Origin of the sequence: Novimethylophilus kurashikiensis, from assembly GCF_003112435.1 — a bacterium.
Classification (GTDB): Bacteria; Pseudomonadota; Gammaproteobacteria; order Burkholderiales; family Methylophilaceae; genus Novimethylophilus; species Novimethylophilus kurashikiensis.
In genome coordinates this window covers 105,277-127,366 of the sequence record NZ_BDOQ01000009.1, presented here as the reverse complement: position 1 = coordinate 127,366, position 22,090 = coordinate 105,277, and the positions used below count along the sequence as shown (strand labels likewise).

Genomic DNA, 22,090 nt, shown 5'->3' with positions numbered 1-22,090 from the left:
AATGAAAAACTAATATTGTTTTCAAAAAATCCCTGGGCCGCACATTCCAGCAAGATCATCATCCATCGGCTTGTTGGAGCGGTCTCAGGATCGCAGGATAGTCGAAATTCCCCGCAAAGGTACTTAAGGTTTTTTGCAATCTCAGGTCGTAGTGCCCGACTTCTTCAATGACCGCGTCGATTCGTTCTGTATCCAGGCTTTCCAAGGCTTGCCGCAATGACTGGCGCAGTTCATTGGGCAAGATCATGAATCGCTTGGGAGCAAGCGTTTCTCCCAATGTTTCGTGTTCCGCCCCTTTTCCTTGCTCGTAGAGGTAGCGCACGCCCAACTGGCGGGCAAGGCATGCATAGATTTCGCTGAAGCGATACGGCTTGCGGACGAAATCGTCCATGCCGGCTTGCAGCATTTCCTCGCGTTGCTCGGTGAAAACCGAGGCTGTCACGGCCACGATCTTTACCTTGCCGCCATCTGGCAAGGCGCGAATCTTCCGTGTCGCCTCGATGCCGTCCATCACCGGCATGCGTCGGTCCATCCAGATCAACTGCGGACGCCACGCCTCGAACAGCCGTACCGCCTCCTCGCCGTTTTCGGCAGTTTTGCAGGCAATGCCGAGATGCTGCATCAGCTGTACCAGCAACATTCGGTTTTCGAGCTGATCTTCTACAATTAGTACGCGGTAATCGGGCTGGCCCGGTGCAAGACCGACCACCTCGCCGGCATCAACCGTTTGCGGGATGACAATCTCGACTTGGTCGACCTTTTCGAACGGCAACTCCACGCGAAAGGTGGAACCGACACCAGGAGTACTATTGACGCCGACCGTCCCGCCCATCAGCTGTGCATATTGCCGGGTAATGGCAAGCCCAAGCCCGGTGCCCTTCTGCGCGTCCGGCTTGCCGAGCTGGACGAAAGGCTGGAACAAATGCTGCTGCTCCTCGATGCTGATGCCTGGGCCCGTGTCCTCCACCTCGATCAGCAGTTTGTCCTTGAGTGGGGCGAGAACTCCCAGGCGCACTGTGACCCCGCCCTGCTGGGTAAACTTGACGGCGTTGCCCACCAGATTGATCAAGATCTGTCGCAGGCGAGCCTCGTCGGCCTTGATATAGCTGGGAAACTGCGAAGATTGATCGAGGATCAAGCGCAGGCCTTTTTCGCGCGACCGGATTTCCATCATGTCCATCACGTCGCGCACCATGTTGCCGACATTGAAAGCCTCGTTATTGAGCTGCACTCGACCGGCCTCGATCTTGGACATTTCCAGCACGTCGTTGATGAGGGTCAACAGGTGTTCGCCGCTGCGATTGATGATGTCGAGGTTTTCTCGATGCGACTGACTTAAATCGGGATCGTTGCGCATCAGGCTGGAGAACCCCAGGATGGCGTTGAGCGGCGTGCGCAACTCGTGGCTCATGTTGGCGAGAAACACACTCTTGGCATTGTTGGCGGCTTCAGCCGCATTGCGGGCAAGCACCAGGTCGGTCGTGCGCTGCTCGACTTCGTCTTCCAGGTGATCCTTGTACTTCCTGAGCTCCTCCTCGGCTTTTCTCATGGAAGTCAGGTCGTAGTTGGTGCCGATCATGCGGATCGGCTTGCCTTCATCATCGTAAAAAGTCTTGGATGACGCCTTGATGTTGCGGATCGTGCCGTCCGGTCGAACGATACGGAATTCAGGTGCGTATTCGCGTTCGCCGCGCAGCGCAGCCTGGATCTCGCCCTCGGCATACGCGCGGTCCTCGGGATGCAGGGTGCGCGTCCAGGCGTCGTAGGCCCCGCCGAAATCATCCTTGCGAATGCCGTACAAGATATACATGCTTTCATCCCAAAGCAGGTGGTTGTTGACCACATCCCAATCCCAAATGCCGATGCTGCCTGCATTGGTGGCCAAATGCAGGCGTTCTTCGCTGACGCGCAAAGCCTCCTCGGCATGCTTGCGCTCGGCAATCTCTGCAGCCAGTTGCTTGTTGCTTTGATAAAGGCTTTCTTCCCGGCTCGCCACCGCGTCGGACATGGTCTTGAAGCCGGTGAGGATATTCGCGAATTCGCGGTAGGTTTCGGGTAAGTCGATCGCATGATATTTACCTGCCACCATGTCGTCGGTTGCCGCAATGACGCTTTCGATGGGCTTTTTCAACATGCGCGACAAAATCCAGCGCGTAGCGGCAATGAGCACCACAATCAACAGCAAGGTCGTCGCCACGCTGGCTAGCATCAACTGTCGTCCATGCTCTTCATTAACGCGCCGGGTGAGTCCGATTTCCACACTGCCGATGGCTTGACCGCGGTGCAGGATGACGATCTTCTGCCGGTTTTGGCGCTCATCGGTTTTCTCCTGCCGGTACACCACCCGCTGCTCATCGTCTCGAATGACCAGAGCAGAAATTTCGCTGTTTGCGGCAAATGCAATGCCGATTTTCTGGATCAGTTCGTCGTCGAGATTCCATAACGGCAACTCGAGGGAATCGCGAAGGTAGGCGGAGTACTCAGACGTTTTGCTCTGATAAGCCAGCTCGGCTTGATGAGTGAAATAGCGATAGACCAGCAAGGTGCCCAGCACGGATGCAACCACCATCAGCACTGCAAGCGCAGAGGCAAGGTCGCCGTAGAGGGATCGAGGGCGAGGAGAAGTCGAGCGGTCGGGCTGCATTACTCGTTTCCCTCGGCGGCGTAATACCGTTCGAACCGTTTAAGGTTCTCCAACCGATCCCTGGGAATATTCCCCACCCCGTAAAACTGTTCAAGCACATGAAGGTATTCGGGGCTGTCGATCGTATTGTCCAGTACGGCGCGATACTGTTGCGCCACTTGCCTCCCCCGTGGGTCGCTGACATCGATCATGATAGCGATGGGGCGCACCGAGCCGGGCACCTCGACCGTAGCAAACTGCTCGGTCTCCTGCGGAAACAACTGCTTGACGACATATTTTCCCGTTAGATTGACCACGATGCACAAATCGATGCGTCCCCGGCGCAACTTGCGTAGGAGCGATTCCACGGTATCGCTTTCCTCGACGTTGATCCCGTTCTCGGCAAACACAGCCTTGTCCTCGATGGTACCGCGTAACACACCGAGCGTTCGGCCGCGCAGTTCGCGCAGGCTGTGAAACGCGATCACGTCCTGGTGCGGCTTGTAGTAGAAGAACGACGAGCGAAACACACCGAACGGCAGTATGGCGCGGGGTCGCTTGTTCACCAGGATATCGGGGTCGCCCACGATAAAGGTGGCCTGGCTCTGGCGAAAGCGCTTTACCGGCAGATAATCGATGGTGTACTTGACGCCGGCATTGGCCGACAACAACTTGAGCAACGAACCGCTCAGGCCGTCGTCGGGCAACTCAGGCGACCAGAACGGCGGCGTATCCGTCGATTCGAAAACAATAGGGGCAGTTTCGGCCTGTGCAGTGAGAACTGATGCAAAAAGAATCAGGAGTAACGCTCGGGGCCATCGCCGTAAACCATGCTTGCTGGTGTTTTCAGCCGTCATTTGAGATTGGGATTGAATCGTTTCAAGCGCTTCTCGAAATCCATCGGCACATGACCTTTGCCCAGGTGTTTTTCCAGGATATCCAGGTATTTGCCGTTTTTGAATATCTTCTGCAAACCCTGGTTGAAGGCGTTGCGCAAGGGTTCGGCACGGGCATCCTCCCTGGCGAAAATCAACGCGATAGGAGCATCGCCCTTGAGGTAAAAAACTACGGCCGCATTCTGGGCCGGATTTTGTGACGACTCCTTGGAGGGAATATCACCCTCCCCCCCTATCATGGCGGCGGCATCATGATTGGTCATGGCATATCTCGCCAATTGGGCAGAAGGCAGAACGTCCACTACCGGCGATTTCCCGACGGCGGCAAAGGCTTCCTTGACTAGTTCCAACGCCACGACTTCGTCACCCTTGGTTTTGGCTTCACCGCCGGCGGATTGGTAGGCGACAATATCTGCGTGGGTTTCCTCGCCGAACATCTGGGCACTGATGCGTGGAGCCGTTGCCCATGCATCGCCGGCAATCGCCAGCATCAATGCCGTCATACCCAGGCGGACTTTCAAACGATGTTGGATGTTCATGATGCCTCCTAATCGCCGATGCTCGAACTCGAGAGGATTAGCAACTTGTCCCACAGTTCGAAGTGATGGCTGAACGGAGTGGTCTGAGAAAGAAAGATGGTGATTTTTTCTTCCCTGGGGTCGACGCTGAAGCGCGTGGAGAAAATACCCGCCCATTCGAACGCACCGACATCGCCGGCATCCACATAATGCGCACGATCGGCCTGGACCGCGACGCCCAGCCCGAACTTCCAGCCCTCGTCGTGCAGCGTAGTCGCTGCCATATCGCCGATCTGGTTGGTCGTCATGAGTTCAACCGTCTTGCGGCTCAGGATGCGCGTGCCATCCAATTCGCCCTTGTTGAGCAGCATCTGGGCGAAACGGTAATAGTCGTAGGCCGTGCTCACCGCGCCGCAACCGCCAGAGAAAAACGTCTTGGGGCCCTTGTAGGGAAAGCTCGGCGAAAACGCGTATTTGCCTTCGCGATGCAGGCCGTCCGGCACGCGTTCCAGCTTGCCCTGCCAGTCACTGCTCCAAACAGCCGCGAGACGCGGCTCTTCGCTCTCAGGGATGAAAAAGTAGGTGTCTTTCATCTTCAAGGGTTTGAAAATGTGTTCGTGCATGTAGTCGTCCAGCTTCATGCCAGAGGCCACCTCAACCACGCGTCCCAGCACGTCGGCCGCCATGCCGTATTCGAAGGCTTCGCCGGGTTGCCTGGCCAGCGGCAGCTTGCCGAGGCGTTTCACCATATCGCCGATGGTGCCCTCGGTTTCGTACAGGCCGCTGCTGATACCGGCGTCCTGGTAGAGCGAATACATCTGCTGATACAAGCGATCCTTGGGAAACCATTCGGCGTCGAAATCGTAGGGCAAGCCGGCAGTATGGGTCAGCAAATGCTTGACTGTGATGTCGCGCTTGGCCGGGACCAGCTTGAAGGCCGGGTTGGAACCCTCGGGCAGCATTTCCAGCACCTTGGGATGCGCGAATTCGGGAATGTACTTGGCGACCGGGTCGGAGAGCAGAAGTTTGCCTTCCTCGTACAACTGGAGCGCCGCGACACTGATCAGAGGCTTGGTCATGGATGCGATGCGAAACATGCTGTCGCGTTGCATCGGCTTGCCGACGTCGGCCTGACCGAAGGGCTCGAAATAGGCGATCTTGCCGTGACGCGCAATGAGCACCACGGCCCCGGCCATTTTCCTGTCGTCGACGTAGCCCCGCATAAAGCGGCTGACGTTGTCGAGTTTGTTACTCGCGAGCCCAACGTCCTCGGGACGAACAATGTTGATATTGTCGGCGGCCGTACCCTGAGCCCACAAGGCCACGACCAGCAAAAGCGGCAGAAGTCTCTTATTCATACCCCCTCCTTTTTCACGACGTTCGAGCTTTTCTGGCGGCAGAGAAATACAGCTACCTATTGGCACTATACGAAAAAGTCGGGGGGTGTCCTATAAGGGCAAAAACCTAGTCGTTTGCCCGAATTGATTGGCTACAAACGGCTTTCGGCCTTTGCCAAAACAAATCAACAGGACAATTTAAGACGAAAACAAAAAGACTGGCCGCTTGCTACGGGAACAGAACTTGAGAGAGGTTTCAATTAACGCCCGGTCAGGACAACGTAAACGCCCCAGTGCTTGCCTCTAAGCCCTGCGGATGCCTTTTCGGCTTCGTCTTCCCTGGCATAAGTGATGAGGTAGTTGTGCTTGCCGCTACGGGGCGTCGCACCTTCCTCAATGGATTTCACCTTGCCGTAACGCCGCGCCAATTCGAGAATGCCGCGTGCGGCCGTTGCCATACTTTTCTGACGTGTCTCCATTTGCATGCTCTTGACTCCTTTTTGCGCAATAAGGACAACATTGGGAGTAAGTGTATGACCATGTAAATACGAATTAAATCCGTTCGAACGCGTAAGTAATCCCCCTTATGGCGAAATGGAACGGACATATGCGACTGTAATGTTCGCGAACTGAATTGCTTGCCATCGAACAAGCACAATCGAATCTGTGGGAGGCTGCATCCGATGAACCAGATCGAGCTTCTGAATTTCCAAAACCCGCCATCCAAACACATACGCGAAGAGGCCGTGTGGCTACAGTCGCGCTACCAGAACTGGAGCGGCGATGCGGAGCGCCAGATGCGGTGGTTGATGGAAGATATCGCCGAGGATTTACGCAGTGTGCGACATCTGACCGGCCGCGCCCTCCCGGGGAAGAAAGTGCTGGAAGCCATGCACCGCATGCACCGCGAAGATTTCGTGCCGTTCGAACTAAAGCGTAGCGCCTATGCCAACTGCGCCCTGCCTATCGGCTACGGCCAGAGTCTTACCCAGCCCAACCTGGTGGCACTGATGACCGATCTCGTCGATCCACATCCGAATGCAACAGTGTTGGAAGTCGGCACCGGTTCGGGTTACCAGACGGCCTTGCTTGCCACACTTGCTAAGCACGTTTGCTCGATGGAAATTATCGCCCCACTGGCAGAAAACGCGCGCCGCAGGCTGCACAGCCTCGGGCTCAAGAATATCGAGATCAGGACAGGTAACGGTTGCGAAGGCTGGCCGGAGCCCGTTCAATTCGACGGCATCATCGTGACTGGTGCGATCGATCATGTGCCGGAAGCGCTCATTAATCAGCTCAAGCCGTGCGGAACCATGGTGATTCCCGTCTCGGCATTGCATACCGGGCAGGAATTGCTGGAAATCACGCGAGACTCCGCTGGACGTGTCACCGAGAAAGCCATATTGCCGGTCACGTTTCCGGCATTGATGGGTATCAATATGAGCTAGTCCGAGAGGACGACGCTTCCCCCCGCCATGCCAGCGCAGGCGCAAACCGGCTGGCATGGGGTCTTTTTCACATCAATCGATGCTTGCCCACGCTGACGCGCTTGGCTTGAGGTGCGGCGATTGCCGTGCTCTCGATGAACTTCACTTCGTCTCCCGGCTTGAGATGGCTGAAATGCGGGGCGATGACATTGTCCCGGTGAAAATACAGGCGCGTGCCGTCGTCGGGGCGAACGATGAAGCCGAAACCATCGATGTGATTGATCTCAGACACGGCACCAATGTATTCAAGGACATGGCTCTTGGTGGTACGCCGAAGCCGTTCCCAGCAGCTTTGCACCTGACGACGGGCGGCATCGAAAGCATCACGTAAAGCAACGTAGACATCCTCGTGATGGTCGCGATTGACCACAATAGCGCGTCCCGGCATGCCGAGGTCGAGACGGACGTTGAAATGTTTGCCCTGGTGATGATGCTTGTGCGGCATTTCCACGACGACGCGGCAAGAGAGGATGTGGTCGTAAAGACTTCCCAGTTTGGCGACTTTCTCGCGAATGTTGGCCTCCAGCGCTTGTGAAGGCGGGATATCGCGTATGGTGATTTGCAATGGAATCTGCATGATCGGCTCCGTCGATGTCAGGGCTTTTTGGTAGATCGGGCATGATTGAATCAGCCTCGAGGCGTCTGGGGAAACAGCCGTGTTTCGGCCATGGCAAAGCTGAAAGTCGCTATCGCATTGCATGTCCTCCTGCTTGGAGACCCTCAAGCGTCTAGGATGCTGGTCTTCCTGACGGACGGGGCGGAGACGTAACTGAGTATTTGCGGTTCTTTTCTTGTGGTCGGCGCGACCTTGTCTTGCGGATAACCCACGATGATAGGCGCCACCGGACGAAATTCGTAGCTGATGTTGAGCCTGGACTTGATTTCGACAGTATTAAGCGCAGGCAAGACCGAGCCGATGACGCACGATCCCAGACCGACAGCACAAGCGGCAAGCATGAGATTCTCAGCTGCCAGCCAGCAATCGGCCTCGCTGAACTGCCCGTTGTTGCGTGCACAAATGACGATCAGGGTGTGAGCGTCGTAGAAAATGTTGAAATCGGGCCGCAGGACCATATCCACGATGTGCTGGGTACGTTCAAGCCGAAATCCGCGCACCTCTTCGGCTACCAGCGGTTTTGCGATCTCGGAAAGACCCAACAGCAGCTTGGGATCTTGCACGACGACAAATGCCCAAGGTTCGCGATGCTCGGCAGTGGGTGCCCGAACTGCCGCCTCCAACAACAGTTTTACCGTCTCCCGGTCGACTTCCTGTTTTGTAAACCGTCGCACCGAGCGCCGGGCCAGGATGACCTCAAGCGCATTCTTCTCGACTTCCGGCATATGCATTTTTGAATTTCCGCCGCTACGACATTAAATCAGGTGAACTTAAGGTAGCAGTAATCACCGAAATCCCGTAATGAGGGCGAGCACGTATGCAGGATGCATACAAGACAAGAATCTAGGGAACGATACCGCCCTCCTGGGCAAGACGCGCTAATTCAAGCAGATTCGTGGCACCGGTCTTGTGCATGATCTTGGCCTTGTGGATTTCCACCGTGCGATGGCTGATGCCGAGGTGTCGCGCGATTTCCTTGTTGGATTGTCCGAGGATCGCTAGCGACATGACTTCACGCTCGCGCTCGGTCAGATCGTCGAGGCGGTGGCGCGTTGTTTCGGCTTTCATGGCTTGGTCGTATACCTTTTCGCTCAGCATGAGTGCGGTACGTATGCTTGACATGAGCCGTTCGCGAGTAATCGGCTTGGTTAGAAAGTCTACCGCACCGGCCTTGATAGCACGTACGCTCATCGGAATCTCGCCATGACCGGTCAGGAAAATGATGGGGAGAGTCACCTGCCGTTCCAGCAAGGACTCCTGCAATGCCATGCCGTCCATCGTAGGCATGTAAATATCGACAATTGCACATCCCCGGCAATGCTGAGGTACGAAGTTCAGAAAGTCCTCGGCACGCTCGAAGGCTTCAACGATCAATCCCTCCTGCGAGATCATGAGTGCGAGCGAATCCCGCACGGCGGGATCGTCGTCGATGATATAGACGGCATCCATCATGAGGCGAGCGGCAAGGTAAAGTGAAAGGTCGCGCCGGGTCCCGCTTCGGGATCGGCCCAAAGTAAACCGCCACCGGCCTCGACCAAGGCTCGGCTAATCGATAGCCCCATGCCCATCCCGCGCGATTTAGTTGTGAAAAACGGTTCGAAGATACGTGTAGCGGTATCGGGATGAAATCCCGGCCCGCTGTCCTGGACAGTGACCATCGCCTTGTTCCCCTTCTGTGAGGTGCGGATCGTGATCGTCGGGTTCTCCACACCAGCATCTCGCATAGCCTCCAGCCCATTGCGGATGAGGTTGGCGATGACTTTCTGCAACTGCAGTCGATTGCCCTGGACCAAGGGTAAGTGCAGATAAGGTTCCAGGACGGAATTAAATTGGATCAGACCTTCGGCGCGGGCTAACGTGAGGGTTTCGCGTACGAGAACGTTGAGATCGATGGCTTCCAGCCCCGGCTCCCCCTCGTGCAGGTATTCCAGTAACTCGTGTAGGGTACGGCCAGCGCGATGCGACTGCTCGATGCACCCTTGCAACGCTCGCTTCAATTGATCGGAACAGGCCGTCTTTTCCAATTCGTGTAACGCCACTTCACTATAGGCAGAAAGCGCGGCGAGCGGCTGGTTGAGCTCATGCGCCATGGCTGAGGCGGTTTGTGACGCCGCCTGACGTTTCAAGGCGGCATCGATGTCTGCCTGATGATCGCGGAAAGCCTGCTTCATGGCTTTTCGTTCGGTAATATCCTGCAAAGTACCGACGATACGCACAGGCTCATCATCTTCGAAAAACACCTGTCCGCTTGCTGCAACCCAACGCTCGGGAGCGCTAGACTGACTGTTGCGATATTCCAGGTAGTACTCGCCCGTACCATGCGGATTCATTGCTTGCTTGAGCGCGGAGCGGCGCAGCGCATCGTCTTCGGGGTGCACTTGCGCCATCAGTTGCTCTGGCGTCACCACAGCATCTTCTTCCAAACCAAGGATTTCTCGGGCTCGTGCATCCAAGGTGACAGTATCGCGCAGCAAATCGCGGTCGAAGACGCCCAATCCAGCCGCTCGCTTGGCCAATCTCAGCCGCTCTTCGCTCTCGCGAAGCGCAGCTTGCGCCCGACGGCGTTCCAAGGCATCGATGAAGGTAATCAGGACATATCGTTCGCCCTCCACCATGATAGGGCTCAAGCCGATGTCTACCGGTAATTCCCTTCCATCCCGCGCCAACGCCAGCAAATCAGCGCCTTGCCCCATGGTGCGTTTCTCCGGCTTTGCCAAATAGTGCTGACGGTAATGCACATGCCGATCCCTAAGGCGCTCAGGAATCAATTGCTCGACACACATGTGCTGCATTTCTTCGGGGGAATAGCCTAAGAATGCCTGCGCAGAAGGATTGGAAACCAGGATTTTTCCCTCGGCATCCACAAGCAGCAACGCATCTGCCGCGATGTTGAAGAGCGCATGAAAGCTCAGATGGTCGAGACGTCTAATCAAAGGCTCATCCTGCACGTTTTTCTAATAGGAAATAGAAGATTACACCATGTATAAGTATATTCCTACATTCTGTAAGGATTCGTGAAGACATAAGGGCTAACCCTTATACGTGTTAGCCCGAATGCTGCGGAATCGGTCATGTCGTTAAGATGCCAATATCAACTGCAGATAAGCGAAAAGTTCGATGCTGAAAGCGTCGGCGGAGGTTATTTATTAGCTGTTTGAAGACTTTGTAAAACGAATCTTAATGATAGAAAACCAAAGTGGAGGAGCCATGATTCCAATACTACCGAAATCTTCTGGTCGTCCTGAACATCACGTATCTGCCTCCAGAGGCGAATCGGTGGATCCTCCCCAGGACTCCGTAGTACTCATGCTGAACAACAAAGGCATGATCCGAGAATGCAGCAAGACCAGTCGCCAGGTATTGGGTTACCCCTCTAGTCGATTAATCTGGCACCATATCTCAATGCTGCTTCCCCAGTTGGAGAACATCCAGCTGACGGATGGCAAGCGCATCAACCCCCGCCTGCAATTTCTATCTCACATCGGCCATCGCTTCGAAGTCCTCTGCCCGGATGGCCAACACATGGAAAGCGAGATGTACATCAACAATGTGGAGACTTCGGGGAACGATTATTTACGGGTCATTCTGCGCCCCGTTTTATCCTGAGGCATTTTACCAACCTCCAAATGGGAGATTTCATTCCGCAAGAATGCGTCCAGGCTCCGCGCTTCCAATGTCCTCAGCACCAAGGCGAGCCGTGCCAGCAAGTCATGGCGGGTGTTATCTGCCATATCTCATAAACCGTTGTGTGCGGAAATATCTCCATAGCTGCATTCCAGCCTTTGCAAATGCGTTGAAAGCAAGAAGAAATGCAGTGCTTTTTCCTCCGCTACTTTCAGCCAATCGAGGTAGTAGGATTGCGGCATCCCAATAAAGCACCAGACAGCATATGATGCCAGATTGATGATTTAAACAAATGTCGCTAAAAAATTTAGACGGGCAATCAAAGGCGGTGAACTTGATAGCATACAAACATTTAATTCCCGCTTTTCTCTGCGTTGCTAACGGCAACCTATTACCAATTACATCCTAAATGAATGGCTTTGGATATCGAGATTAATCTCATGGTCTCTCTCAAGGAGTTTCAATGAGTGTGTTTACAGGTCGCATAAATCTAACTGTAAGACAATTAAAAAAATTACACCCAATAAAAATTAAACTCACTTTCCGAAGAGCAATTTTCCAAATATCGGAGTGATCGACAACATTTGCCAAACCAGCAAACTAATTGCAATGGGAGCAATTATCGGTGGGGTATAGCCTAAAAAATAAAAATGAACAGCATAGATACCGAGTGAAGCACTGCCAATGTAACCCAACAAAAAATTAATCGCGCCAAATTTTAATGAGCTTAATATTTTAGCTATATCAACAAAAACAAAAGACCCAGTGACTGCAACAATTAGTGCGTAATATTTGCTAAACCACGTTCCGCTTAATATTTCAGGAGCATGTTCAATGATGTTATGGGGCTGAGTTCGGTGCCAGAATGAAACCAGGCTGAAAAATATAATATAAGGCACAACTCTTAACCATATTATTTTGGCATTTGCAAATTGATTAAAAAAAGCTAAACCAATTAGAAAGAAGACAAAAAGTCCCCCATGAAAGTGATTGGTAAAAGCCAAACCTCCCCAGCTTGGCAGCTTGTGAGAGACCAGTTTCCACGCTAAAAACATCAGCAATGCTATGGCGATTGGTGATTGGAGACATTGTGAATTTTTTTCAACACGGGTTGCCTTGAATTTTATTTTTGCAGTGGATATGGCCAGCATGAAGATTACGGCGTAAGTGGTGCACCAAAAAATACAAGGAAGAAACCAAAGAGAATAATCTGGATGATTGATAACCTTCCACGTATAGTCTTTAATAGGCTCTGGGTTTCTTGATAACCAATAGCCAAGAAAAGTCCATGAAAAAAATGGGATCAGTAGATATTCTGCAGATTTCTTAATCCTAATAATTGAGAATGTAATTAAATCTTTTACTGACTCTATTACACTATATTTTTTAATCCAGAATGCTGCAGAAGCGCCAGCCAATAATGCAAACAATGGCATGTGGAATGAGTAGATAAATCTAAATCCATAAGCGTTATCAAAGTCTTGTGATTGTCCCTGAATAGTGTGTCCTACAACGACTAAAATAATTGCAATGCCTTTTGAAAAGTCAAGCAGGTGATCACGCTCACCTGTACTTACTAAAAGCCAAGATTTTTTAAGTCGTGCAAATAACTCTCTAAAAACTTTTAATTCCATTTACCGCTACCCATTTTTTGTTACTTGTTCTTAAGTTGGCCCTTGTAGAGTGGGGCAGATCCTCGTAATAGTACCACCGTCACCTCCCGATCCTGAATCAGCTTTACAGCCTCAAGCTTGTACTCTCGGCTGAAACTCCTGCGTACCATTTACTCCCTCCGATTTCATTGGACGCAACTATACTCAGTGCCATTGAAACCGGCAGCAGCTCCAATTATGTACCAGCGATTATTCGCAGTAAGATCATTGCGGCTTTTGCAGGCCTGCAGGCCTTAGCGCCTGACAAATCGAGGTTGCTTTCGTTTGAACAAGCAATCAAAAGTAAATCGGCTATCGGCCGAGACCGGCAGTTTTAGATCATTTAAATTCAAATCCCTGAATTCCGGTCTACACCGGAATGACGGCATTAGGGTCTACAGACGCCATCCATCATAATAAAAAAGGGGAAGCAAACTTCGCTTCCCCAATGGCAACGTCTCTTGTAACTGCTATGCAGCCTTGGTCTCCCCCTTCACAAAGAAACTGCACACATACACCACCAAGCCAATCAAGAACACCACACCAGTCAATTCACGCAACCAGTAGAACAGCGAAATCTGGTCTTGCACCGCCATGAAGCCCATCGGTGTTTCCGAAATCCGCTGCAGCCAGACTTGCAGGATGCCTGCGCCGGTCAGGAACAGCGTGATCATGAAGATCGAGATGCTCATGAGCCAGAACGACCACATTTCCATCACTTGCGCCTTTTCCGAATTGGCTGCCCGGCCTCGCAGGATGGGCATGGCGTAGGAGATGATGGTGAGCACCACGGCCACATAGGCACCGTAGAACGCGAGGTGGCCGTGGGCCGCAGTAATCTGCGTGCCGTGGGTGTAGTAGTTGACCGGGGCCAGCGTGTGCAGAAAGCCCCACAGGCCTGCGCCGAGGAAAGCCATCACGCCGGTGCCCAAGGCCCACAGCGTGGCAGCCTTGTTGGGATGTTCGCGGCGGCGACGGTTGACCATGTTGAAGGCGAATACGGTCATCATGAAGAACGGGATCGGCTCCAGCGCGGAGAAGATCGAACCCCACCACTTCCAGTATTCCGGCGCGCCGATCCAGTAGTAGTGGTGGCCGGTACCGATGATGCCCGTCACCAAAGTCATCGTAATGATGACGTAGAGCCATTTTTCGATCACTTCGCGGTCTACGCCCGTCACCTTGATGAGCACGAACGCCAGGATGGAACCGAGGATAAGTTCCCACACGCCTTCCACCCAAAGGTGAACCACCCACCACCAGTAGTACTTGTCCTTCACCAGGTTGGTCGGGTTATAGAACGAGAACAGGAAGAACACCGCGAGCCCGAGCAAGCCCAACACCAACACCAGGCTGATCGCGGTCTTGCGGCCCTTGAGCAGCGTCATGGTGATGTTGAACAGGAAGGCCAGCGCCACGACCACGATACCGAGCTTGGTTGGTAGCGGTTGTTCGAGAAATTCCCGTCCCATGGTGGCGAGGATGTCGTTGCCCGTCATCTTGGCGAGCGCCGCGTAGGGCACCAACAAATAACCAAGGATGGTCAGCGCACCTGCGACCAGGAATACCCAAAACATCGCGATGGCGAGTTTGGGACTGAATAGCTCGGTTTCGGTTTCCTCCGGCACGAGGTAATACGAGGCGCCCATAAAGCCGAACAGCAGCCATACAATGAGCAGATTGGTATGCACCATACGAGCGACGTTGAAGGGAATCGCGGGGAACAGGAAATCCCCCATGACATATTGCAGCCCCATGATGAGCCCGAACACGATCTGCCCGATAAACAGGGCAATCGCGGCGATGAAATAAGGCTTCGCCACAGCCTGAGATTTATATTGCATCACTTTTTCTCCTGGTAATGACGGTTAGCCTTCGATGTTGGGCGGCCACTTGTTGGTGTTGATTTCCGAGGTGTATTTCAGAAACTGCACCAGGTCGTCCAACTCTTGATCGGTGAAATTGAATTGCGGCATTTGGCGGCGGCCAGGGGTGCCGGTGGGCTGCGACTTGATCCAGGCCTTGATGAAGTCCGGCCCGCGGCGTTTGTAGACGTTACCGAGTTCGGGCGCGAAATAAGCACCCTCGCCCAGCAGCGTATGGCAGCCGATGCAGTCGTTGGTCTCCCAGAGCTTTTTGCCATGCGCGACCGACGGCGTGATGTTCTGGCTGTTGTCGCGCTTGGGTAGCGTCTGATTGGTGTCGAGGGTGAGCGCAACGAACAGCAGGAAGAAGAATACCGATCCCCCATAAAACACGTTGCGCGCCATCGACTTTGTGAAAGTCGTGCTCATTACATTTCTCCTTTTGATATTGGAAAGACGTAACGGAGTCTAGCGATAGCGAATGCGCTTATCCTTGACGCGCATCAAGTCCGGAAATTTTCATGGTTCACACCGATATCCTAAAAACAGTCATTGCCATTACCATGTAAGGGCAAGCGCAAAACCGCGACTAACGTTCAAACCAACCAACGACTAGAAAGAACAATGATGGGGATGCTCGACTTTTTCCGCCTACGCTTTATCGAACCGCAGGCATCGCAAGTTTCCGAAGAAAAACTGCTGGCCAGCTTGATGACCATGGCATGGGTGGTGGAGGCGCGCGATCCCTACACGGGAGGCCATTTGTGGCGCGTCTCGCGTTTTTCACGGATGCTGGCGCAGCATGCGGATTTAGCTGAGCTGGATGTTTCGCGCATCGCCATCGGCGGTTTTCTGCATGATCTTGGGAAAGTCGGTATTCCTGATGCCATTCTGGGCAAGAAGGATCGGTTGACCGACGAAGAATACGAGGTCATCAAAACGCATCCGGAAGTCGGTAAGCGCCTATTGAGCGGCCATCCCCTCGCCGCTCTGGCCATGGATGCGGTTTACGGGCACCACGAAACGCCCGATGGACGGGGATATCCCTTGGGCTTGAAGCAGGAGCAAATTCCCGACGTAGCCCGCATCATAGGCATTTGCGATGCCTTCGACGCCATGACCAGCACCCGCCCCTACCGCAAAGGTATGCCGGTGGAAAAAGCCATGGGCATCATCCGCGAGAATCTCGGCCGCCAGTTCGACGGCGAGTTCGGTGAGCTATTCACTTTGCTGGGAGATGCGGAAGAACTCAACCATATTGTTGGCCACAGCGACGAAGGTATCCCGCTCATGGAATGCTTGATGTGCGGACCGACGGTCGTCGTCACTCGGGATGCTCGGACGAACGATATCGTTTACTGCCGCGCCTGCGGCGGGGAATACAAGCTGGAAAAAGACGGCGGGCATTTGCAGATTGCACCGACAGGTGGCAAAGGGGCTGCGGCTGCGCTTGAGCCGACGCCGGATGATGAACTCATCGCCAGGTTGGTGAGGGAATCTGCCAAGGCTGCGCGGGCGGTGCTTTAATCGCAAAACGAATCAGTAGCCGCCAGCGACCGGCCTAACTGTAGACCCGATAATGCCCTCGCCCAGCGGCTTTTGCGGCGTAGAGGGCTTCGTCCGCATGACGTAGGAGAATCTCGGCTTCCTCGCCGTTTTCCGGGTAGGAAGAAATGCCAATACTGAGGCTCGTTTGGAACGTGTGCCCATCAATCACAATGGGGGCCTCGAGCGATTTATAAATCTTGTTAAGGACGATCTTCGAGCCTGACGGATGGGAAATATTGGGTAGTATCAGTGCGAATTCGTCTCCACCGAGGCGTGCAGCGGTATCCGAAGGACGAATATTCATCATCAGGCTATCGGCTACTTTCTTGAGTAATTCATCGCCGACCTGATGCCCGTAAGTATCGTTGACTCGCTTGAAGTAATCCAAATCGACCAGGGCCACTGCCACTTGCTGCTTATCGCGCTTTGCCCGTTCCAGCGCAACCGCTAAGCGATCCCTGAACAGGGCACGATTCGGCAAGCCTGTCAGGGCATCGTGCATTGCCAGATGCCGCATGTGATCTTCAAGGCGTTTCTGTTCGGTGATGTCGTAGGCCACGCCTAGATAGCCGCAAGTAAAATTATTGATATCGCGCAACTCTGTCACCGAGAGCTTGACCGGAAAGCGGCTACCGTCCTTGCGTATATAGGTCCATTCCCGCTCGTCGGAGACCTCCCCGACAGCTTTGGCAACAAAGGTTTCGAAACCGGGAACGATCATCCTCCCCAGCTCTTTGGTCAATTGTTCAGAATAACTGACGACTTCTGCCTGGTCGTGGATGAGTTCTGGTGTGTGCTTGCCGACCAGTTCGTCGGCCTCATAGCCCAGCATGCGCTCGGCGGCCTTGTTCATCGAAATGATGATGCCATATTTATCCGTGGCAATGATCGAGTAGGAAACGCTATCGATGATGGCATGCTGGATGCGCTCGGATTCTCGTAAAGCGAATTCGATGCGTTTTTGCTCTGTAATATCGCGGGCGGTAATGGCAATGCCATCGCCGAGTTTGACGATCTGGCGCGCGATCCACATCGCATGAATCTGGCTGCTCAACGACTCCACTTCGTCATGGCAAGGAACTCCACTCTCGATCACCTCTTTGAACCGGTCGAAATGCGTCGAAGCGCGGTGTTGCGGTAGTTCTTCGCACAACAACTTGCCCACAAACTCGCCTGGAGGCCTTGAAATAAGGCGGCTGCCTCGTTCGTTGATAAAGGTGCAGCGAAAATCGACGATTTCACTTCCGGCATTGCGCACTGCATCGAAAATATAAAAACAATCCAGCCCACCTTCGGTGGCCGCGATAAATCGAGCTTTTTCAAGCTCTGCCTGCGCTCTGGCACTATCGATATTCTTGATTAATGGCAGCAAATGCGTATGTATCAACCATAGCCCCAGCAAGAGCAAGCCGAAAATCAATACCACAGCCTTTTCCAGTTGCTGCTTGATGGGAGCGTATATTTCAGCGACATCCAGCTTGATGACCATGCCCAGGCCTGTATCGGCGATCGGGCCAAAGGCCGCCAATACGCGGTGGCCCCTGTAATCCAGCGTTGTTTTGATGCCTGTCTCGTTCAGATCCAAGGCGTAACTCATGGGCAACCGCTGCTTGTTGTAGAACTTGGGGACCTTGAACGACTGTTTTTCGATGGTCGAAGGGAAGCAATGCAGGTAATCGCCTGCCGCACTGCAAATCACCACATCACTGGTTTTTCCAAACCCGAGCGCCTGTGTACGCAGTTGATCTAGTGCGTGGAGCGATTGCTCCGTAAGCATGTAGCCAACGATTGTTTTATTGATGTCGTAAATCGGGTTTCTTGCGCGGAGCACATAACCGCTATCCCAAAGCAACTCGCCCGAGTAATTGCCGTGGAACGGCACCGAGAATTCGATCTTTTGTCTTAATTGTCCCAACCCAGGCCAAACCTGCCCATGCAAATCTTCAAAGGCGATGGCAGTAAATCCGTTTTTCCTCAACGGCTCAGACAGCCGCACCAATGCTTGCTGGGCCTCGATGCTGCCTTGATTGCGGTTGAGCTGATTGAGTGGCGAAGATAAACGAGAATCGTAGCTCACGATGATGGCACGTTCTGATCGGGCCGAAAGACTCACATTAAAGAAAAACATGCGGTCCTTGGCCTGTTGCAGCAATTTGTCGGCAATGAGCTGTTCGGTTCGATCAGCAAGGATGAAGAAGCCCATCAGCCCTGCTGTAAGGCAGATCAAGGTAATCACCAAGGCTGATGCGTAATAGATCCTGGTTACTTCTGCATCGCTTGTTTGCTCCCTGGTTAAGCCGGAGGACAAATTCGACAATGCAATGCCGAGCAAAACGATACATAGCGCCGTGGGCAACGACATACGGACGGCGTCGGCCCATGCATAGAGGACTTCTATGCTCAGCAGGTATCCCATCAAGCCCATGGCCCCGAGGACGAGCGTTCCTGCAGCCATCATCAATACATATTGATTTCCCTTGTCGATGCTTCTGGCGGAACCATTCTTAACCCACAGGCCCAGGCTGAACATCATCAAACCCAATGTCGTATTAGGCGCCATGCGTCCGGGATGTAAGTATTCGGGCTGAAGCGATCGGTGAAATTCAGGGAAATCGATAAACAGGTTGATGCCGAACAGTGTTTCAGCCAGAGCAAGCGTGCTTAATATCAATACAGAAATGCTGACCCACCGGCTTACGCGTTGCGCAGTGTCGATTCGAAAAAAGAAGGTGCAGAGAAGTGCAAAGCCGCACAGCCAGCAGCAAATGGCTGTATTGACAACCATGGGCACCCAATAGGGCTGAATTTTTATCAGCGTGGGTAAGCTAAGGAACCAGCCGAATAGAACGAGTGTTGAAATCACCAAAATAGCGGCGCTGCAAATGAATACGACCAGCCGGCTATTTTTGGGGTCTAGCATTAAGAAAATGCCTCAAAGAAGTGATTTATAAAGTGGATAATATCTATTTACTTATGGATATGTAAGCCGCCATCCATTCTTTATTGAAGGGATGCGGCAAGTAGAGGAAGGGTTAGATACACGCGATGCCCTGGTATGGGTTGCATCGCGCGTAGTACGGCAATGACTTATTGCATTGCCATCTTGGAACGAGCCAAGGGCGGGTTGGATGCGAAGTATTTCTTGATGCCGGTGACGATGGCTGTGGCAAGCTTGGTTTGATAAGCATCGTCGTTGAGCTTGCGCTCTTCTTCCGGATTGCTGATGAAGGCGGTTTCGACCAGGATGGAGGGAATGTCCGGCGATTTCAGCACGGCAAAACCGGCTTGCTCCACCATGCCTTTATGCAGATTGTTGATCTCTCCCAGGCGGCCCAGCACGGCTTTGCCAAGCTTCAGACTGTCATTGATGGTGGCCGTTTGCGAAAGGTCCAACAGCGTGCGGGCGAGGTACGGATCCTTGACGTCGAGATTGACACCGCCGATGAGGTCGGACTCGTTTTCCTTTTTGGCAAGATAGCGCGCCATGGCACTGGTGGCGCCATTTTCGGACAAGGCGAAGACTGAGGAACCTTTTGCATCGGGGCGCGTGAAAGCGTCGGCGTGGACGGACACGAAGAGATCGGCCTGCAGCTTGCGGGCTTTGACCACGCGGCCGTGCAGCGGGATGAAATAGTCGGCATCGCGAGTCAGCACGCCTCGCATGTTGGGTTCCGCATCGATCAGGGATTTCAAGCGTTTGGCAATGGCCAGCGTCACGTCTTTTTCGTAAGTACCGCTGGCGCCGTGCGCGCCGGAATCTTCACCGCCGTGGCCGGCATCGATGGCGATGGTGATGAGTCGATCCACCCCATTCTTCGGCAAGGGCTTGTTATTGTCGTCAGCGTCGGGCGTGTTGTCTGCCGCAGCAGGAGCGCTATCAGGCTTGATGGACTTTTCGACGGCTTGCGCGGCCTCGGCTGATTTGATATCGGTCGAAGGCGACCAGCCGCCACCGCCCTGCTCTTCCTGCGGTGCAGCATCGCCCTTGGCACGCTGGTCCAGCATCGCCATCAGCGGATCTTGCTTGGGGTAAATATCGAGCACTAGGCGATGCTTGTATTCGCCGGCAGGCTTAAGCGCAAAGAAGGAGGGATTGGTTTCCGTCTTGAGATCGACGACGACGCGCACCACGCCCGGCTTGAAATACGCGGCACGGATTTTCTTGATATAGGGATCGTTGCCCTGCACCTTGTCGGAAAGCGTTTTGAGTGTGGCGCCCAGTTCCACGTTTTCCAGGTCAAGCACGAGACGATCTGGGTCTTGCAGTACCGTCATCTTGTGGCTGAGCGGCACGGCGCTTTCGAAAGTGATGCGAGTGTAATCCGCCCCAGGCCATACGCGGGCGGAAGCAATAGTGATAGGCGCTGCCTGCACCGTCAGTGCAAGCAGCCAGAGAATCAGAGCGGTAATTGTTTTAAGCATGCTTTGCCTTGCTCCGTATGGGCCGTCAGCGTGGCTTTCCGGCCTGCCCCTTCGACTGCGAGGCGAATTTCCAGATCCGGAACGGGCAACAGGTCTTGCGCCTTTTCAGGCCATTCGATCAGGCAAACGGATTCACGATTGAAGTAATCGCGGAACCCTGCCGCATCCCATTCGTCTGGATCGACAAATCGGTAAAAATCAAAGTGATACAAGTATAATCCAGAAATTACATAAGATTCAACCAAGGTATAGGTTGGGCTTTTCACTTTTCCATCAAAACCAAGCCCCCGTAGCAAGCCGCGCGAAAGCGTTGTTTTGCCTGCGCCGAGGTCTCCGCGCAACCACACGACCAGCCCTGGAAACAGCGCCGTTGCTAGCTTGGCACCAAGTTGCAGGGTCGCGGCTTCGTCAGTCAGGCTTAGTGTAATATCGTCGTTATGCAATCCGATTCCTTCGATTTTTCTCAGCTTGCCTCAGACATCAAGGCTTGGGGTCACGCGCTGGGCTTCCAAGCTATCGGCATTTGCGACACCGACTTAAGCCAGGCAGAGCCGGAATTCACGGCCTGGCTGGAGCAAGGTTTCCATGGCGAGATGGATTATATGGCACGGCACGGGCTGAAACGCCTGCGCCCCGCCGAACTGGTACCCGGCACGCGTCGGGTGATCACGGCACGGATGGATTATCTTCCAGAGCAGGTCGAATCAAGCGAAACCGTGATGCAGGATGCCAGCCGCGCTTTTATCTCGCGCTATGCGCTGGGCCGGGATTATCACAAGGTATTACGCAGTCGCCTACAGCAGCTTTGCGACCGCATCGCCGAGTGCGTCGGTGAATTCGGCTACCGCGTGTTCACCGATAGCGCACCGGTCGCCGAGGTTCATCTTGCGGAAAAATCCGGCATCGGCTGGCGCGGAAAACATACATTGCTACTTTCTCGGGATGCCGGCTCCTGGTTTTTCCTGGGCGAAATCTTTACCGATCTTCCGCTCCCTGCCGATGAAGCGACGACCAGCCATTGCGGCTCCTGCTCCGCTTGCATTACCGCCTGCCCGACAGGCGCCATCGTAGCGCCCTACCAGGTCGATGCCCGTCGTTGCATTTCTTACCTCACCATCGAGCTACAAGGAAGTATTCCAGAACAACTGCGCCCGCTCATGGGTAACCGCATCTACGGCTGCGACGATTGCCAGTTGTGCTGCCCCTGGAACAAGTTTGCGCAGCTCTCTGTCGAGCCCGATTTTCAGGCGCGGCACGGTCTTGACGCAGCTTCGCTGCGGGAGCTGTTTGCTTGGGACCAGTCGGCTTTTGAAACCATGACCGCCGGCAGCGCGATTCGCCGCATCGGACATGAGCGCTGGCTGCGGAATATTGCCGTAGCCTTGGGGAATGCAGAAACGGCTCCGGAAAACATTGCCGCGCTGGAAAGCCGCGCCGATCATCCTTCACCGCTCGTGCAGGAGCACGTAAGCTGGGCCTTGGCCCGTCTACGCAGCAAATAA

The 22,090-nt window shown here is 53.8% G+C and carries 20 protein-coding genes; 4 read left to right on the top strand and 16 right to left on the bottom strand.

Annotated elements, in window-relative coordinates; all coding sequences use genetic code 11:
* Nucleotides 1-58 precede the first annotated feature (58 nt).
* The 5 genes from NMK_RS11555 to NMK_RS11535 form a co-directional block, all read right to left on the bottom strand.
* Complete coding sequence (locus tag NMK_RS11555) at nucleotides 59-2,644, bottom strand: ATP-binding protein (protein WP_109015905.1); 2,586 nt, start codon at nucleotides 2,642-2,644, stop codon at nucleotides 59-61.
* On the bottom strand, nucleotides 2,644-3,480 hold the full coding sequence (locus NMK_RS11550; protein WP_109015904.1) for a substrate-binding periplasmic protein: 837 nt from the start codon (nucleotides 3,478-3,480) through the stop codon (nucleotides 2,644-2,646). The genes NMK_RS11555 and NMK_RS11550 overlap by 1 nt, the downstream gene beginning before the upstream one ends.
* A complete protein-coding gene (locus NMK_RS11545) occupies nucleotides 3,477-4,058 on the bottom strand; it encodes a type 2 periplasmic-binding domain-containing protein (RefSeq protein ID WP_109015903.1) in 582 nt (193 codons plus the stop codon). The genes NMK_RS11550 and NMK_RS11545 overlap by 4 nt, the downstream gene beginning before the upstream one ends.
* Nucleotides 4,059-4,066: 8 nt before the next feature.
* A complete protein-coding gene (locus tag NMK_RS11540; RefSeq protein WP_109015902.1) occupies nucleotides 4,067-5,395 on the bottom strand; it encodes a serine hydrolase domain-containing protein in 1,329 nt (442 codons plus the stop codon).
* 239 nt (nucleotides 5,396-5,634) lie between these two features.
* Nucleotides 5,635-5,859: a hypothetical protein gene (locus NMK_RS11535; protein ID WP_109015901.1), complete on the bottom strand. Its 225-nt coding sequence runs from the start codon at nucleotides 5,857-5,859 to the stop codon at nucleotides 5,635-5,637.
* A gap of 198 nt (nucleotides 5,860-6,057) precedes the next feature.
* Between NMK_RS11535 and NMK_RS11530 the strand changes: the two genes are divergently transcribed.
* Nucleotides 6,058-6,822 (top strand): protein-L-isoaspartate(D-aspartate) O-methyltransferase, encoded by a 765-nt coding sequence (locus NMK_RS11530; protein WP_109015900.1) that lies wholly within the window; start codon nucleotides 6,058-6,060, stop codon nucleotides 6,820-6,822.
* Between the two features lie 67 nt (nucleotides 6,823-6,889).
* Here the strand turns inward: NMK_RS11530 and NMK_RS11525 are convergent, their stop codons facing one another.
* From NMK_RS11525 to NMK_RS11510, 4 genes are all read right to left on the bottom strand, one after another.
* Nucleotides 6,890-7,438 carry an HPF/RaiA family ribosome-associated protein gene (locus NMK_RS11525; RefSeq protein ID WP_109015899.1) on the bottom strand — a complete coding sequence of 183 codons (549 nt, stop codon included), beginning with the start codon at nucleotides 7,436-7,438 and terminating at the stop codon, nucleotides 6,890-6,892.
* 143 nt (nucleotides 7,439-7,581) lie between these two features.
* Nucleotides 7,582-8,208 (bottom strand): nitroreductase family protein, encoded by a 627-nt coding sequence (locus tag NMK_RS11520; protein WP_109015898.1) that lies wholly within the window; start codon nucleotides 8,206-8,208, stop codon nucleotides 7,582-7,584.
* Nucleotides 8,209-8,320: 112 nt separating this feature from the next.
* Complete coding sequence (locus NMK_RS11515; RefSeq protein ID WP_109015897.1) at nucleotides 8,321-8,929, bottom strand: response regulator transcription factor; 609 nt, start codon at nucleotides 8,927-8,929, stop codon at nucleotides 8,321-8,323.
* Nucleotides 8,926-10,410, bottom strand: coding sequence for a PAS domain-containing sensor histidine kinase (locus NMK_RS11510; RefSeq protein WP_181376262.1), 1,485 nt, complete (start codon nucleotides 10,408-10,410; stop codon nucleotides 8,926-8,928). The genes NMK_RS11515 and NMK_RS11510 overlap by 4 nt, the downstream gene beginning before the upstream one ends.
* A 274-nt stretch (nucleotides 10,411-10,684) precedes the next feature.
* Between NMK_RS11510 and NMK_RS18310 the strand changes: the two genes are divergently transcribed.
* Nucleotides 10,685-11,083, top strand: coding sequence for a hypothetical protein (locus tag NMK_RS18310; protein WP_146187185.1), 399 nt, complete (start codon nucleotides 10,685-10,687; stop codon nucleotides 11,081-11,083).
* Between the two features lie 128 nt (nucleotides 11,084-11,211).
* On the opposite strand, the gene NMK_RS18995 is transcribed toward NMK_RS18310, so the two are convergent.
* The 4 genes from NMK_RS18995 to NMK_RS11490 all read right to left on the bottom strand — a co-directional run bounded on the left by NMK_RS18995 (nucleotide 11,212) and on the right by NMK_RS11490 (nucleotide 15,047).
* Nucleotides 11,212-11,376 carry a DUF455 family protein gene (locus tag NMK_RS18995; protein WP_306419342.1) on the bottom strand — a complete coding sequence of 55 codons (165 nt, stop codon included), beginning with the start codon at nucleotides 11,374-11,376 and terminating at the stop codon, nucleotides 11,212-11,214.
* A gap of 261 nt (nucleotides 11,377-11,637) precedes the next feature.
* Nucleotides 11,638-12,735 carry an acyltransferase family protein gene (locus tag NMK_RS11500; RefSeq protein ID WP_109015895.1) on the bottom strand — a complete coding sequence of 366 codons (1,098 nt, stop codon included), beginning with the start codon at nucleotides 12,733-12,735 and terminating at the stop codon, nucleotides 11,638-11,640.
* A 488-nt stretch (nucleotides 12,736-13,223) separates the two neighbouring features.
* Nucleotides 13,224-14,597 (bottom strand): cbb3-type cytochrome c oxidase subunit I, encoded by a 1,374-nt coding sequence (locus NMK_RS11495; protein ID WP_109015894.1) that lies wholly within the window; start codon nucleotides 14,595-14,597, stop codon nucleotides 13,224-13,226.
* A gap of 24 nt (nucleotides 14,598-14,621) precedes the next feature.
* Nucleotides 14,622-15,047, bottom strand: coding sequence for a c-type cytochrome (locus tag NMK_RS11490; RefSeq protein ID WP_109015893.1), 426 nt, complete (start codon nucleotides 15,045-15,047; stop codon nucleotides 14,622-14,624).
* 195 nt (nucleotides 15,048-15,242) lie between these two features.
* Between NMK_RS11490 and NMK_RS11485 the strand changes: the two genes are divergently transcribed.
* Nucleotides 15,243-16,145 carry an HD domain-containing phosphohydrolase gene (locus tag NMK_RS11485; protein ID WP_227871459.1) on the top strand — a complete coding sequence of 301 codons (903 nt, stop codon included), beginning with the start codon at nucleotides 15,243-15,245 and terminating at the stop codon, nucleotides 16,143-16,145.
* A 34-nt stretch (nucleotides 16,146-16,179) separates the two neighbouring features.
* On the opposite strand, the gene NMK_RS11480 is transcribed toward NMK_RS11485, so the two are convergent.
* From NMK_RS11480 to tsaE, 3 genes are all read right to left on the bottom strand, one after another.
* A complete protein-coding gene (locus NMK_RS11480; protein ID WP_109015892.1) occupies nucleotides 16,180-19,086 on the bottom strand; it encodes a sensor domain-containing diguanylate cyclase in 2,907 nt (968 codons plus the stop codon).
* A 167-nt stretch (nucleotides 19,087-19,253) separates the two neighbouring features.
* On the bottom strand, nucleotides 19,254-20,588 hold the full coding sequence (locus tag NMK_RS11475; RefSeq protein ID WP_109015891.1) for an N-acetylmuramoyl-L-alanine amidase: 1,335 nt from the start codon (nucleotides 20,586-20,588) through the stop codon (nucleotides 19,254-19,256).
* Nucleotides 20,564-21,031 carry a tRNA (adenosine(37)-N6)-threonylcarbamoyltransferase complex ATPase subunit type 1 TsaE gene (gene tsaE, locus NMK_RS11470; protein WP_109015890.1) on the bottom strand — a complete coding sequence of 156 codons (468 nt, stop codon included), beginning with the start codon at nucleotides 21,029-21,031 and terminating at the stop codon, nucleotides 20,564-20,566. Before tsaE ends, NMK_RS11475 begins: the two co-directional genes overlap by 25 nt.
* Here tsaE and queG point away from each other — a divergent pair.
* A complete protein-coding gene (queG, locus tag NMK_RS11465; RefSeq protein WP_109015889.1) occupies nucleotides 21,026-22,090 on the top strand; it encodes a tRNA epoxyqueuosine(34) reductase QueG in 1,065 nt (354 codons plus the stop codon). The two genes, tsaE and queG, sit on opposite strands and share 6 nt — an antisense overlap.